The following is a 13,452-nucleotide window of genomic DNA, read 5'->3' as shown; positions in this document are numbered from 1 at the left end:
TTGCTTCTGTGGATGATATCGATACGACAAGGGAGCTGAAAATCAGAATGGAACAGACGTACACCGCCGAAGAATTCAAAGACAAGATGTACACGAATTTAAAGGTACGACCGAGTGATTCCGTCATTTTAATGTGTTCGATCTTCATCGCTTCAATTGGACTGAATATGAACTCTATTCCCATCATTATCGGGGCGATGTTAATTTCGCCACTGATGACACCGATTTTAAGTATCGGTCTCGCCTTGTCGCTTTATGACATGAAATTACTGCGTGCAGGCGTACGTCTGCTTCTCGTCCAAGTCGCGGTCAGTCTCACCGTCGCGACCATCTATTTCGCTATCTCCCCAATCACCTATGCGAGTAATGAAATCATCGCTCGGACCGAACCGACGATTTGGGATGTCATCATCGCCTTCGCCGGGGGGACCGCTGGGATCATCGGGGCACAAAAGAAAATGAGTAACAACATCGTCCCAGGTGTCGCCATCGCGACCGCCTTGATGCCACCGTTATGTACGGTCGGTTATTCGATTGCAACACGCAATCTCGACTACTTAATCGGTTCGAGCTACCTGTTCGTCATCAACTGTGCGTTCATCGCCATCGCCACGTTCATCGGGGTCAAGTTCATGGGCATCTCTCAAGTGTTGACGAAACAGGATGCGAACCATAAAAAAATCAATCGACTTCTCATCGGTTTATCTGTCCTGATCGTCGTTCCGAGTATCTTTTCGGCCGCGACGCTCGTTCAAGACAGCATCGTCCGGACGGGAATCAATAACTTCATCGAAGAAGAATTCTCAGATGCCATCATTATCAGTCAGGACTATCAAGAGGATGACAATCTCCTTCTCGTGACGACGACAGGGAAACGGTTGACCGAAGAAGAGCTTGCCGACATCGAATCGCGGTTGCCGGACTACGGGCTTCGTACCATCGAACTCTCGGTGACGCAAGTCCCGGACTTGAACGGATTGTCCGGGGAGAAGGTAGCTGAACTGCTACAAAAATATTTGGAAAGTCGTCTCCAACAGTTCAATCTGTTCGACAGCCGTCAAATCAATTTAGAGGACTTGCCGTTCGAACTGCAGAACGAAATCGATCCAAACTAAAAGACCATCGATTTTTCGATGGTCTGACTTATTAGTTCGCGAGCGGATGTTTCAAGAGATAGTCTTCGATTTGATCAATCGTTTCTTTCAACACGCCGTCTGCGAATGGCGATTTGAGACCAGCCAGTTCAACGAGATCGAGGAACGAACGGCTTCCGCCTGCCTGACAGAGCGTGAGGTAATTGCTCCATGCCGCTTCGCGGTCCTCATGCATGCGTACCCAGAACTGGAACGCACAGACTTGCGCGAGCGTGTAGTCGATATAATAGAACGGACTTTGGAAGATATGTCCTTGCTGGTGCCACCATGCACCTGATTCGAGATAGTCGTTCGTTTCATAGTCACGATGCGGGAGGTACACCTTCTCCAAGTCGCGCCATGCCTGACGACGCTCGGCAGCTGTCATGTCAGGATTGCGGTAGACGACATGTTGGAACTCGTCGACGAGCACGCCGTACGGAAGGAACGTCATGCTGCCAGCCAAGTGGTTGAACTTGTACTTGTCGACTTGGTCGCCGAAGAAGAGCTCCATCCATGGCCAACAGAAGAACTCCATCGACATCGAATGAATCTCGCACGCCTCATATGTCGGGAAGGCGTATTCCGGAGTCGTCAAATGACGGCTCTCGTACACTTGGAAGGCATGACCGACTTCGTGTGTGAGGACGTCGATGTCTCCGGCTGTCCCATTGAAGTTCGAGAAGATGAACGGGAGACCTTCAGAAGGCAAGTACGTGCAATATCCGCCGCCAGCTTTACCTGGTTTCGCCGTCAAATCGAGGGCGCCGCGTTCTTGCATGTATTGGAAGAACTCGTCTGTCTCGTTCGAGAGTTCCTGGTACATCTTGTTGCCGCCTTCGATGATGAACGACTCATCCCCTTGAGGTGTCGCGTTACCGTCCGGGAAGACGAATGACTCGTCGTAATAGTAGAGATGATCGACACTGATTCGTTTCGCCTGCTTCTCTTTTAACGCAGAAGCGAGCGGGACGATGACGTCGCGGACTTGTTTGCGGAAGTTGTCGACCATCGACTCGTCATATCCAACGCGTTGCATGCGGGCATAACCGAGTTCAACGAAAGACGGGAAGCCGAGTGCATGGGCAATCTCTGTACGCACGCGTACGAGTTCCCCGTAAATCCGGTCGAGCTCGTCACCGTTGTCAGAAAGGTATGTATAGCGGGCGACGGATGCGGCTTTGCGGACATCGCGGTCAGGTGACTGAAGGTATGGACCGAACTGTGACAAATTGAGTGTCTTGCCGTCAAATTCAATCTGTGCAGCGGACATGACCTTTTGATAAGCCGTCGCGAGGCGGTTCTCTTCCTGCAATTTCGGGATGAGCGACTCCTCGAACGTCTCGAGTGCACGCTCGGCGAGAGAGAACAACTGGCTACCCCATTCCGCTTCGAGTTCAGAACGAAGCTCGTGGTTCGTCAAGACGCGGTAGTATGCTTGAATCTCTTTCTCATAGACCGGTAGTGCATCGTCGAAGAAAGATTGTTCTTCTTCATAAAAAGCGTCGCGTGTGTCGACCGAGTGTCGGATTGCGACGAGTTGACTTTGTGTCTCAAAGTCGTTCCGTTCCTTGTTGATTTGACGAATGAGTTCATTCGCTTCCTCAAGTGTGCTCGCTTGCTGTAATTCGGCAGAATAGTCCGACAATCTGCTGTTCAAAGCGTCCAAGTCGGGCCGTTCATATGACAATTTTGTGAAAGTCGTCATTGTAAGAAGAGGGCTTGCAAAAGCGATTGCACACTCGTATTCTTACGATGTGTAAAACGATTTCGCACTACCTTATATCTACTATACCGTTAATAAGGTAGGGATTGAAGTTTTAGCTTTTCGGGTATAAAAGTGAAGACTTCGATTCAATAGAACATGTTGGAGGGATTAAGCTATGGGATTCTTTAAAAAACTATTTGGTGGTAAAGAAGAACAACTCAACGCGGTTTCACCGCTTACAGGAAAGGTCGTCGACATCACGAACGTACCGGACCAAGTATTCTCACAAAAAATGATGGGTGACGGAATTGCAATCGAGCCGACTGAAGGCAAAGTCGTTTCACCAGTTAGCGGAACAATCGCAACGGTATTCCCAACGAAACACGCGATTGGTATCAACGCGGACAACGGTGCAGAGTACTTGATCCACATCGGTTTGGATACGGTAAACCTTAAAGGTGAAGGCTTCGAGACACACGTCACAGAAGGTCAGTCTGTCAAAGCAGGCGACCCGCTCGTCACGTTCGACCTCGACTTCATCAAAGCGAACGCTCCATCGACAATCACTCCGATCATCATCACGAACCATGACAGCTTCGGCGTGAACAAACTTGTCGCAGAAGGCGACACGGTGACAGCTGGATCTTCAGAAGTCGTCGAATTGACGAAGAAATAAGAGAACGATCATGACTCGGGAGCCTACGCTTCCGAGTATTTTTTTGTGAATTCGGGAATTATAATGAAGAGAGGGAAGGGGGAAATAAGATGGATGGTAAAAATGCACCATACCGGGGATATGGGGACCGGATTCGAATCTTGCGAGAGCGGGCTGGATTATCGATTGAGACGCTTGCGGAACAAATCGGCGTCGCCCCATATTTTATTCGACGTACGGAACTGAGTGAGGTCTATCCGACGATGCCTTACATAGAGGCGCTCGCAGAAGCTCTGCGCATCGATTCCAATTATTTGGCGCGTCACATTTGGACGGGAGAATCGCTCAAAGTGTTGATGCGAGGGAAAGTACCCGAAATCGAACAGATGAAGCTAGCCTATGAAGAGGCGATGCACGGGAAGTCCGTCGAGGAGATGCAACGACAACTCGAGGAGCGGATGCGCATCTTCGACTTGATGCATGAAGAGGAATTGCAGCGAATCTTTGAAGAGGACGAAGAGCCGACGTCGCACCACGCCCTCGAAGCACTCGTCGACGCCGTCCTTGACCTTGGACGGTCCCATGATTCAAATCCAAATCGTCACATCGTCCCGTTCGCTCGTTATGTGGAACGACTCGTCCCCGACCAGTTCGCGGACAACTCCTTCCAATATGCAGAGTACGGCGTCGTGGAAAAATCATATAAATTGCAATGATATAGAACGAAAAAAATGACCAGGAGAATCACTCTCCTGGTCATTTTTCATTCATCAGCGCATCGGGCGCGCTTCGTAGCGTACTTTCGGACGAGTGCCGGCAAGTAAAAAGCCGAGCACGATATTCAAGATTGTGAGCACCCATCCGACATACCCGAACGTGTAAGCGAGACTCGCCAGCACCGTTTGCCAGTCGAGCAGAGCTGCTGCGTCGCCGCGGAATGTGAAGCGGATGACGGTGAAGCCAATGAGTGTCGTTGCAGTAATCATGATGCCGATCCATGCGCCACCGAAGCGAGACGTTTGTGGACGTCTGCTGACCGGATACCAAAACGCGAGCGTTCCGATAAACGTACTACCTGCATACGCAAGCAGGATTTGCCATAACGCATCCGCGTCTAAGAAGACGGTATAACAGATGAACGTCGTGAGCGTCGTCATAAACGTAAAGATTAAGGCCGCGAGTAATCGTGATCGCATAGTTCGTTTTCCTCCTCATTTTGCACATTCTTTAGAGTAAACGAAAACGAATTTGCTGTAAACGTTATTGGCGGTTTTGTAATATTTGTCGCCATTGTTTAATGGCGTTCGTTCCATAGAATAAGACACCACCACGATAGAATTTCGAGCCGATCCAAAGTGTCACGCCGATCGTTCCGATGAGTAAGCCAATTGAGAGCGCGACTTCCCACACGGCCACATCGACGAGCATGACCCGGAGGAACATGAGCATCGGGGCGAAGAACGGGACGAAGGAGAGAATCGTCACGATGGTCGCGTCCGGATTGTTCAAGCCGAACATCGCCACTAAGAACGCTGCGACGAGAAGCATGATGACCGGCATGACCATCTGTTGGGATTCTTCGACGCGGCTGACGAGCGAGCCGAGGACGGCGAAGAGTGACGCGTACAACAAGTAACCGAGTAGGAAGAAGACGAGCAAGTAGATGACAGCTCGCGCATTCCCGGCGTTTTCGATGACGGTCGTCGCTAACTCACTGCCGCTCGCGCTAACATAACCAAACCCAAGGAAAATCCCAATCTGGATGAGGGCGAGTGTCCCGATGGCGGTCACTTTGGCGAGCATGTGCGTCACCGGATGCGTCGTCGAGATGATCAATTCCATGACACGCGACGACTTCTCGGTCGTCACTTCTGTCGAAATCATCGATCCGTACGTAATGATCGAGATGTAAAGGAGCATCAACATGACATAGACGAGTGCCGAAGACGAAAGCAGCTCATCCGAGTTCTCGCCTCCGCGCCCGAGATACGACTCATCGAGCTGGATTGGTTCACTGAGAGCCGTGATGACGGCCGGGTCGACATCGGCTGATTCAATTAATTCCGCATTACGCAATTGCTGAAGCGACGTTTGCAAGATGGTTGTGAATTCCTGCTCCGGGCGTTCCGAGATGACACGGGCGTCGTAACCGTCGACAAAAGCAACGACTCCGTATTCGCCGTCATTGATTCCGGCGCGTGCCTCCTCTTCGGTGATGTCACTCGTGGTAACATCTTCATAGCCGAGCGACTGCATCGTATCGACGAGGGCTGTGTTTTCCGTTACGACGAGGGCGCTCGCTTGTTCTGAATCCTCGAACGAGGACATGATGCGGTCGATGTTCGTGAATCCGAAGATGAATAAAATCGTCAACGCCGTCGAGATGACGAACGCTTTCGAACGGATCCTCGACTTAAGGGTGAATGCATAGAGCGGTCCAAAGTTATGAAACATGCTGTCCGACCTCCTTGATAAAGATGTCATTGAGCGATACCGGTTGGCGCATGAACGTTTTCACGTTTGCCTGATGGCGGACGAGTGTCGATAGGACGACGTCGCTATCATCAAATGAATGTAGACGTACTAAATGACCGGACTTATACGGCTCGATCGTCTCGATGACCGGGAGTGATTCGAGCACGTGAATCTGGTCCGTCTCGATGAAGAGGGCTGGCTCGGCGTAACGCGACTTGATGGAGGGCACGTCACCACTGACGACGGCACGTCCACCTTTTAAGATCCCGACATGTTGACAGAGCTCTTCGACATGTTCCATCCGGTGACTCGAGAAGACGATGGTCGTTCCGGCGTCACGCAAAGCGAGCACCTCGCGTTTCAGAATCTCGACGTTGACCGGGTCGAGTCCACTGAACGGCTCATCTAAGATGACGAGCTCGGGGTTGTGGAGCAGCGCGGCAACGAGTTGGATTTTCTGCTGATTCCCTTTTGACAGTTGCTCGACGCGCATCGTCTCATACTGGGGAATTTCTAGCCGTTCGAGCCATGATTTGACCGCACGTTTGGCATCGCTTGAACGCATGCCTTTCAAACTGGCTAAAAAGACGAGTTGTTCACGAACTTGCGACTTCGGGTATAGTCCTCGTTCCTCGGGTAAGTATCCGACAATCCGATGGTCGACCGCTTTGCCGTTCCATGTGATGCTTCCGTCGGTCGGTTTCAAAATGTCGAGGATCATTCGGAACGTCGTCGTCTTGCCGGCACCGTTCGCTCCGAGAAGACCAAACATCTCTCCTTGTGGCACGCGGAACGTGAGATCGTCGACAGCGGTGAAGTCACCGAATTCTTTGGTGACTCGTTCAATCTGTAATGCCATGTTCTTATACCTCCTTAGAATGTCTCTCTTCTTATCGTACGCCACCGTGAGCAAAAAGTTTCACTTTTTCTAACAAATGATTTATCTTGAAATCAAGATAATAAAGGAGGATGACAATGAATACGCAGTCTACAGGCATCCATCACATCTCATCGATGGTACAAGACCCGCAACGTACACTTGATTTTTATGGACAAGTACTCGGTCTTCGTTTCGTGAAGCAGACCGTCAATTTTGATGACCCGGGTACGTATCATCTCTATTTCGGGGACGAGGTCGGCACACCGGGAACCGTCATTACCTTCTTCCCAATCCCTGGGTTAGGCAAAGGGCAGGTCGGGAGCGGGCAAGTCGGTGTGACGACATATCTCGTGCCGGCAGGAAGTTTACCGTTTTGGGAAGAAAGACTACAACAGCATGGAATTGCGACCGTCGCCACGGAACGGTTCGGGGAGCCGTCACTTCTGTTTGAAGACCCGGACGGACTCGTCGTCGAACTCGTCGCGCGCCCGACGACGAAACAGACGCGCTGGGTCATCCCAGGCGTCACGAAGGATGAGGCGATCGTCGGATTCGCGGGCGCGACATTATTATCAAAAGCACCAGACGAGACCGTACGCTTGTTGACGGAACTGTTTGGATTTGAACGAGTCGGAGAAGACGAGGAATGGGTACGTCTGAAAGGGACGGCTGACTATGGGAACATCATCGACGTCAAAAAGACGATTCTTCCGAACGGTGTGCCCGGAACGGGTACGGTCCACCATATCGCTTGGCGGGTCGCGGACGGTGAACACTATCCGACGTGGCAAGGTGCCATCTTTGACCTTGGGCTTAGACCGACCGAAGTGAAGGAACGGAATTATTTCCGCTCGGTTTATTTCCACGATGCCGGACGGATCTTGCACGAACTCGCGACAGACGTACCTGGATTCACCGTGGACGAGTCCATCGACACGCTCGGTGAGGCGCTTCGCTTACCATCATGGTTAGAGACGGACCGTGATAAGATTGTGCGCACGCTGCCAACCATTACAATCCCGAAAGGAGAACGGATATGATTCATCAATTCATTCAAGGAACGAAAGAGACGACGCTCGTCTTATTGCACGGAACAGGGGGGAGCGAGCAAGACTTGATCCCGCTCGCAAAAGAGTTATCACCGGAATCGAACGTACTGACGCTACGAGGGGACATTCTTGAGAATGGGATGACCCGCTTCTTCCGTCGTCACGCGGAAGGCGTGCTCGACCTCGAAGATTTAAAGAAACAGACGGAGCGCTTCCTTCAGTTTTTAGATGATGCGGCAGCGGAATATGGCATCAAACGCGACAAGATGATCCCAATCGGATATTCGAACGGGGCGAACTTAATCGGTTCGGCACTATACCGTCAACCAGCATTCGCCGCTTCACTCTTGTTCCATCCGATGGTCCCAGACCGTTCGCTCACATTGCCTGACTTGTCAGGTACGAACGTATTCATCTCGGCAGGTGAGCGCGATCCGATTTGCCCGAAAGCAGAAACAGAAGAGCTGACATCGACACTCCGGAATGCCGGAGCGGACGTCGAGCTCTTCTATCATACAGGTGGGCATGAAGTGCGCATGGAAGAAGTCGAGGCGGCACGGGCATGGATCGCCGCTCACCTCGACTAATTCGTTCAAGCCATTTTTTTCGGTTTGTTCGGACGAGAATAGACGACGAGGACACCTCGGTCAATCAAATAGGCGGCGAATAAGCGTTTCGCTTCCTCAGCATGCACGGTTCGGTCGATTTGGATATACAATCGGCCGAGCTTTTTTTGTGAGGTTCGCGTGAGCAACCAGATCGAGTCGAGCGTATACTGCCAGCTCTGAAGCGTGTCGCCACCGATGTATAAGTACCGGTTTTGGGTGCGCTCGAGCAGATAGTTGAGCCACCAGACGTCACGGACCAATTTGGCGCACACACCGAGCGCGAACGTTAGACCGAGGAAGGCCATACTAGACAACACAGGATGAATGGCAGAGAACCCGTTACGGACCGACTCAAAGGCCACCATCAGTAGCCCGACGGAAAAGCTGCTGATTAACCACCAGAATCCGAAGTTAGAGAATGAACGTTTCGGGTCGTGCACCATATGATGTCGATTCCGGATGATCGAAGCCATTCTCTCCACCTCCTTTATTAGAATATTCTGAATATTTAGTAACACTACTATACTATACTGTACCCAATCCCGTCTATTTGAATACGCCCACAACGTGCTGAATCGTGAGGATTTTTTGACGTTTCGGCTTGCAATACGTGAATTATGGGAATGATGACAGTGAAGACACGAAAATTTTGTTGAAACGTAATTTCACTTGGCGAGGGAATCGATTATGATAGGTGAGGGATTTTTCCATCTGATCTTCCATGCAGTCCGTGTGCGAATTGAACGTGAAAACATGAAGGTCAGCTTCATCGCAATCATCATAAAGAACTAGAGGGAATGTTATGAGAAATTATTGGTATGACAATATTAAGGGAGTACTCGTCTTACTCGTCGTGTTCGGTCACCTGTTGACGGACGTCCGCGGCGCTTATGACGACATTCTTCCGAAGTGGGTGTATTTGTTCCTGTACACCTTCCATATGCCGTTATTCATTATGCTAAGCGGTTACTTCTATCGGGAGAACCGTTATTTACGTGTGATCCAGTTGTTCGTCGTCTACGTCATCTGGCAAGTCATTCTCGGGTCATGGTTCGCTTTCACAGAAGGCATCCCGATTTTCTCGCTGGAGAATCCGGGACTGAATCTGTTGAAACCGTATTGGGCACTATGGTATTTGATGGCGATCATTTTCTGGTACATCATCACCCCGTACGTGACGCAGCTGAAAGGGTATGTGCTATACGCGCTTCTATTTGCGCTCCTGTTCGGGTTCCAGGCGGAGGCGACCGGCTATTTCGCGTTACGAAAAGTGATCATGTTCTATCCGTTCTTCTTGATCGGGAACTGGATGTCCGAACGGAACACACTCAATTTCTTTGAATTGCCGAAACGGGCTGAACAACGGAACCGCTACCGGATTGGGGGGGCGATTGTCTTTGTCACGTTGACGATTGGCCTGTTGATTTCCATGCGCGTCCAACAAGATGACACGTTCTATCATATCGGAAACTTGTTCAAGTTCCGCTTCGCTTATGATACGGCGGTGCCGGAGGCGATGTGGAGCGGACCGTTCGCATTCTTGATCGTCTATACGGTGTCACTTCTCATGTCGATCAGTTTCGCGCTCATCATTCCGGGACGAAAACTACCAATCTTCTCGAGGGCAGGACGATATAGCTTGTATGTCTATCTCGTTCACGTCTTCTTCGTCGTCGCTTGGAAAGCGTTCGTGCCGGCTGGATTCATGCCGACGTCGTGGATGCAATTGCTCGTCTTGTTCGGTGTCGCATTCGTGATGGTACTCGTGATTATCAGTCCGCCGATGGTTCGTCTCTTACGTCCGCTCGTCGAGATTGACGTGAGGCGCGTACAAAATACGAAAGGTGTGAAAGGGTAAAGTCTTTTCTAAACGCTTCATTTCCGCTACACTTTATAAAGAGGAAACGAAACTAGAGTTAAGGAAGTGACCCTATGCCATACGAAAATGGAATGCACAGCACAGAAGGTGACGTGAACGTCTCACGTCATGTCGTAGAAATGATCGCCGCAGTCGCGGTCAAAGAAACGAAACACGTATCGTTCACGCAAGAAGACACGAAATTGTCAGAACGTGCGCTCATGAAGCATGTGAAAGTCGATGAGTCAGAAGAAGGCATCACAATCAACTTGTCACTTTATATCGCATATGGGCAGTCGATCATCAAAACGGTGACGGCGGTTCAAGAGCGAATCACGCAAGATATGGACACGATGCTTGCGATGACACCACGTTCGGTGAACGTGAAAGTCGTAGGGATCCAACTGTAAATGAGAGGGGAGAGCAGAGGGCTCTTCTCTTTTTTTGATTTTTGCGAAAACGGTTGCATCAAGATAACGTTTTCATTTATAATAGAAATCGAACAAGTGCAACCGTTTGCATCATTGACCAAACGTGCGACGGGTACTTGTCAAGTTCCCTAAATGTAGTCTGACGACACAAGCATTTGAAGGAAAGGCGGAAAGCATGTATGTTAACGATTGAAGCAGTGATTTTCGATTTGGACGGTGTCATCACTGACACGGCAGAGTACCATTACCTCGCTTGGAAGCAGCTCGGTGAAGAGCTCGGAATTCCATTTGACCGCGAATTCAACGAAACGCTCAAAGGGGTGAGTCGGACTGAATCGCTCGAGCGGATCCTTACGCTCGGCGGAAAACAGAACGACTTTACGCCGGAAGAGAAAGAAGAACTCGCTCAAAAGAAAAACGAGCATTACGTTGAACTCATTCAACATATCTCATCTGACGATCTTCTTCCTGGCATCGTTTCATTCCTGGATGAAATCAAAGAGGCGGGACTTAAAATCGGAATGGCGTCTGCTTCAAAGAACGCATTTGCGGTCGTTGACGCACTAGGTGTCCGTCACTACTTCGATCATATTGTCGATGCAGCAACTGTCGCCCAGTCAAAACCACACCCCGAAGTGTTTTTGAAAGCCGCTTCTGCCCTTGGCGTGAAACCCGAACTCGCCATCGGCGTTGAAGACGCGGCTGCAGGCGTAACTGCAATCAAAGCGGCAAACATGTTTGCTGTCGCCGTCGGGGAAGAATCGATGCTTGGTCATGCAGACCTCATCGTTGCTTCTACCGATGAACTTTCACTCGATCGCATCCTCGAACGCGCTCGCGTGTAATGGACTACAATCATCTTCCGTGAGACGGCGACTGCCCCGAACAGTCGCCGTCTTTTTATAGTCCAAAAGTCCCGAATAGACAATATTGCCCAAAAAGAGATGACAAGCACATTACAAATCCGTTACACTTTTATAGAAGATATCAAGGGATTATTAGGAATTGCTGATTTAAAATAGGGAATTCCTAAAATTAATTGGATGTAGAAGGGGATTTGTGTATGGAATCTACGAATGTGAATGAACACATTTATCGAGAATTGATGGAAATCGAAGAATCTTATCGTCAATTGCAACGACGTGCGGAATATTTGATTGCGGAATTGAGTCGGGACAAAGAGGAAACAGACTCAACGACTGATGCATCAAAACGCCTACGTCCACGTCGTGTGAATCAGCGTTATCCGCTCGAAGTATATGTTCATCAAGTGACGGATCTTTTGAAAGAGCGTCAGACGATGAGCGTACGTGATATCCAGATGGAGCTCGAACTTCGTTACCGCCATCACATTAGTAACATCTACCAATTGATGGTGAAGATTGAAGGGGTCAACCCAGAGATTAAAAAGATTGGCCGCGGCCTCTATACATATGAACCAGCAGAAGAAGTAGCCGTAACACTTTCATAAGTTTGAGCCGATGGGGAACGCCCCATCGTCCCAACTTTTTGTTGTAAACGGACTGATAACAACTCATCGATTCAAAATATGATATAATTCGCCAGAGTCTATTTTTTTGAGAGAGGAACTGTCGGCCCATGCTATGGATTGCCATGTTGGTCAGTTTTGTAATGGCCATCTTGATTACACCGCTCGTTCGTCGATTCGCATTCTTTATCGGTGCAGTCGATCATCCGAACGCACGAAAAGTACATATACGGACGATGCCACGAATCGGTGGTTTGGCGATCTTCATCGCCTTCTTCATCGGCTATGCGCTGCTGCTTCCGACGAGTCGTTATAATGACGCCATCTTGATCGGGGCCGTCGTGATTCTCCTGACCGGACTGATTGATGACCGTTTCCAGCTCTCTGCCCGTGTGAAGTTGATGGGGCAGATGATTGCGACGGTCGTCGTCTTGAACTCTGGGATGCGCATCGAGCTCGTCAATCTCCCGTTCGATCAGCAACTGTATCTCGGGTCATGGAGTATCCCGGTCACCGTTCTTTGGCTGATTGGGATCACGAACGCGATCAACTTGATTGACGGACTCGACGGGCTCGCTGCGGGTGTCTCGAGTATCGCCCTCGGAACGATTGCCGTCTTGGCAATCATTCAAGGGAACGTCTATTTGACGATGATGGCTTTGTTGTTGCTTGCGAGCACGCTCGGCTTTCTCGTCCACAACTTCTACCCGGCAAAAATTTTCATGGGGGACACGGGAGCGCTGTTTCTCGGCTATATGCTCGCCGTCTTCTCGCTGATCGGATTTAAGAACGTGACATTGTTTTCACTCGTCGTCCCGGTCCTTTTGCTCGGCTTGCCGATCTCGGATACGATTTTCGCGATCGTTCGTCGGCTCGTCCAAGGTCGACCGCCGATGTCACCGGACAAGTCGCATATGCACCACCAGTTGATTGACATGGGATTCACGACGCGCCAAGCCGTTCTGCTCATGTATGGGATGACGCTATTCTTCGGCATTTCATCCATCTTGTTTGCGAAGACGACAATGCTCGGTGCCGTCATCACGTTCGTCGTGGTCCTGATTGTCATCGAATTGATTGTTGAATCAACGGAACTCATTCATCCGAACTATAAACCCATCATCCGAACGTCTCGGCGACTACTTGGTCGACCGAGGACATAAACA

General features: G+C 50.1%; 15 protein-coding genes. 10 read left to right on the top strand and 5 right to left on the bottom strand.

The window, feature by feature from the left end; all coding sequences use genetic code 11:
- Positions 1 to 47: 47 nt before the first annotated feature.
- The gene (locus ON063_RS05820) at positions 48 to 1,115 is read left to right on the top strand and encodes a DUF389 domain-containing protein (protein WP_274664505.1); all 1,068 of its coding nucleotides are present in this window, start codon (positions 48 to 50) and stop codon (positions 1,113 to 1,115) included.
- A 31-nt stretch (positions 1,116 to 1,146) separates the two neighbouring features.
- Here ON063_RS05820 and ON063_RS05815 read toward each other — a convergent pair whose 3' ends face one another.
- Positions 1,147 to 2,841, bottom strand: coding sequence for a M3 family oligoendopeptidase (locus ON063_RS05815; RefSeq protein ID WP_274664504.1), 1,695 nt, complete (start codon positions 2,839 to 2,841; stop codon positions 1,147 to 1,149).
- A 175-nt stretch (positions 2,842 to 3,016) separates the two neighbouring features.
- On the opposite strand from ON063_RS05815, the gene ON063_RS05810 reads away from it, so the two are divergent.
- Both ON063_RS05810 and ON063_RS05805 read left to right on the top strand, forming a co-directional pair.
- Positions 3,017 to 3,517, top strand: a complete 501-nt coding sequence (locus tag ON063_RS05810; protein WP_012727005.1) for a PTS sugar transporter subunit IIA — start codon at positions 3,017 to 3,019, stop codon at positions 3,515 to 3,517.
- A gap of 89 nt (positions 3,518 to 3,606) precedes the next feature.
- Complete coding sequence (locus ON063_RS05805) at positions 3,607 to 4,212, top strand: helix-turn-helix domain-containing protein (RefSeq protein ID WP_274664503.1); 606 nt, start codon at positions 3,607 to 3,609, stop codon at positions 4,210 to 4,212.
- Between the two features lie 54 nt (positions 4,213 to 4,266).
- Here the strand turns inward: ON063_RS05805 and ON063_RS05800 are convergent, their stop codons facing one another.
- The 3 genes from ON063_RS05800 to ON063_RS05790 form a co-directional block, all read right to left on the bottom strand.
- A complete protein-coding gene (locus ON063_RS05800; RefSeq protein WP_214693732.1) occupies positions 4,267 to 4,692 on the bottom strand; it encodes a hypothetical protein in 426 nt (141 codons plus the stop codon).
- 64 nt (positions 4,693 to 4,756) lie between these two features.
- Positions 4,757 to 5,950: an ABC transporter permease gene (locus tag ON063_RS05795; protein WP_274664502.1), complete on the bottom strand. Its 1,194-nt coding sequence runs from the start codon at positions 5,948 to 5,950 to the stop codon at positions 4,757 to 4,759.
- Positions 5,940 to 6,830: an ABC transporter ATP-binding protein gene (locus ON063_RS05790; protein WP_214759991.1), complete on the bottom strand. Its 891-nt coding sequence runs from the start codon at positions 6,828 to 6,830 to the stop codon at positions 5,940 to 5,942. Before ON063_RS05790 ends, ON063_RS05795 begins: the two co-directional genes overlap by 11 nt.
- Before the next feature lie 116 nt (positions 6,831 to 6,946).
- Here ON063_RS05790 and ON063_RS05785 point away from each other — a divergent pair, with 116 nt between their 5' ends.
- Both ON063_RS05785 and ON063_RS05780 read left to right on the top strand, forming a co-directional pair.
- The gene (locus ON063_RS05785; protein ID WP_274664501.1) at positions 6,947 to 7,891 is read left to right on the top strand and encodes a VOC family protein; all 945 of its coding nucleotides are present in this window, start codon (positions 6,947 to 6,949) and stop codon (positions 7,889 to 7,891) included.
- Positions 7,888 to 8,487: an alpha/beta hydrolase gene (locus ON063_RS05780; protein WP_274664500.1), complete on the top strand. Its 600-nt coding sequence runs from the start codon at positions 7,888 to 7,890 to the stop codon at positions 8,485 to 8,487. The genes ON063_RS05785 and ON063_RS05780 overlap by 4 nt, the downstream gene beginning before the upstream one ends.
- A gap of 5 nt (positions 8,488 to 8,492) precedes the next feature.
- On the opposite strand, the gene ON063_RS05775 is transcribed toward ON063_RS05780, so the two are convergent.
- A complete protein-coding gene (locus tag ON063_RS05775; protein WP_214693723.1) occupies positions 8,493 to 8,981 on the bottom strand; it encodes a hypothetical protein in 489 nt (162 codons plus the stop codon).
- 329 nt (positions 8,982 to 9,310) lie between these two features.
- On the opposite strand from ON063_RS05775, the gene ON063_RS05770 reads away from it, so the two are divergent.
- From ON063_RS05770 to ON063_RS05750, 5 genes are all read left to right on the top strand, one after another.
- A complete protein-coding gene (locus ON063_RS05770; RefSeq protein ID WP_214793707.1) occupies positions 9,311 to 10,366 on the top strand; it encodes an acyltransferase family protein in 1,056 nt (351 codons plus the stop codon).
- A gap of 74 nt (positions 10,367 to 10,440) precedes the next feature.
- Entirely contained in the window at positions 10,441 to 10,776 is a 336-nt protein-coding gene (locus ON063_RS05765; RefSeq protein WP_074033784.1) for an Asp23/Gls24 family envelope stress response protein, read from the top strand.
- A gap of 200 nt (positions 10,777 to 10,976) precedes the next feature.
- Positions 10,977 to 11,642, top strand: coding sequence for a beta-phosphoglucomutase (pgmB, locus tag ON063_RS05760; protein ID WP_274664499.1), 666 nt, complete (start codon positions 10,977 to 10,979; stop codon positions 11,640 to 11,642).
- 218 nt (positions 11,643 to 11,860) lie between these two features.
- A complete protein-coding gene (locus tag ON063_RS05755; RefSeq protein ID WP_214693715.1) occupies positions 11,861 to 12,268 on the top strand; it encodes a Rok-like winged helix domain-containing protein in 408 nt (135 codons plus the stop codon).
- A 128-nt stretch (positions 12,269 to 12,396) separates the two neighbouring features.
- Positions 12,397 to 13,449 carry a glycosyltransferase family 4 protein gene (locus ON063_RS05750; protein ID WP_214693706.1) on the top strand — a complete coding sequence of 351 codons (1,053 nt, stop codon included), beginning with the start codon at positions 12,397 to 12,399 and terminating at the stop codon, positions 13,447 to 13,449.
- Positions 13,450 to 13,452 lie beyond the last annotated feature (3 nt).

Source organism: Exiguobacterium sp. B2(2022), from assembly GCF_028823655.1.
GTDB classification, from domain to species: domain Bacteria; phylum Bacillota; class Bacilli; order Exiguobacteriales; family Exiguobacteriaceae; genus Exiguobacterium; species Exiguobacterium aestuarii_A.
The sequence above is the reverse complement of the archived record's forward strand: the minus strand, read 5'-3'. Positions and strand labels throughout refer to the sequence as shown.